The following is a 597-nucleotide window of genomic DNA, read 5'->3' as shown; positions in this document are numbered from 1 at the left end:
GAAAGCCCGTTTGTGGGCATGTTCGCCCTGGCCGGGCTCGGAGCCGCGGCCGCCGTGGTGAACTTTGTGGTCCTGACTTCCGCCGCCAGCTCGGCGAATTCCGGGATATATTCCACCTCGCGCATGGTTTTCGGCCTGGCGCACGACGGCGACGCCCCCAAGCCGTTCGGCCGCCTGTCACGGCGCAAGGTGCCCCAGAACGCACTGTTCTTCTCCTGCACCTTCCTGCTGGCCGGCGTCGTTCTTTTGTACGCAGGGGAATCGGTCAGCGCAGCTTTCACCCTGGTCACCACCATCTCCGCCCTGTGCTTCATGTTTGTCTGGACGATCATCCTGCTCAGCTACCTGGTGTTCCGGAAGCGGCGTCCGCACCTGCATGAGGCCTCGAAGTTCCGCATGCCCGGCGGCGTGGTGATGGTCTATGTGGTGCTGGCGTTCTTTGCCTTCATCCTCTGGGCCCTGACCACCCAGGCCGACACCCTGCAGGCCCTGCTGGTAACGCCCATCTGGTTTGTCCTGCTGGGCGTTGTCTATGCGTTCCTGCGCCGCACTCCGCTGCACCAGGCCCGGGTGGCAGAGTACAAGGCCATGGCGGCT

General features: G+C 64.3%; 1 protein-coding gene. It reads left to right on the top strand.

The window, feature by feature from the left end; genetic code table 11:
- Positions 1-597 (top strand): amino acid permease (locus tag CXQ90_RS21775; RefSeq protein WP_146068967.1); only part of this gene is annotated, 597 nt, incomplete at both ends.

The sequence above is a fragment of the Arthrobacter sp. ZGTC131 genome (assembly GCF_002929275.1).
Lineage (GTDB): Bacteria > Actinomycetota > Actinomycetes > Actinomycetales > Micrococcaceae > Arthrobacter.
This window is presented reverse-complemented; position numbering and strand designations above follow the sequence as displayed.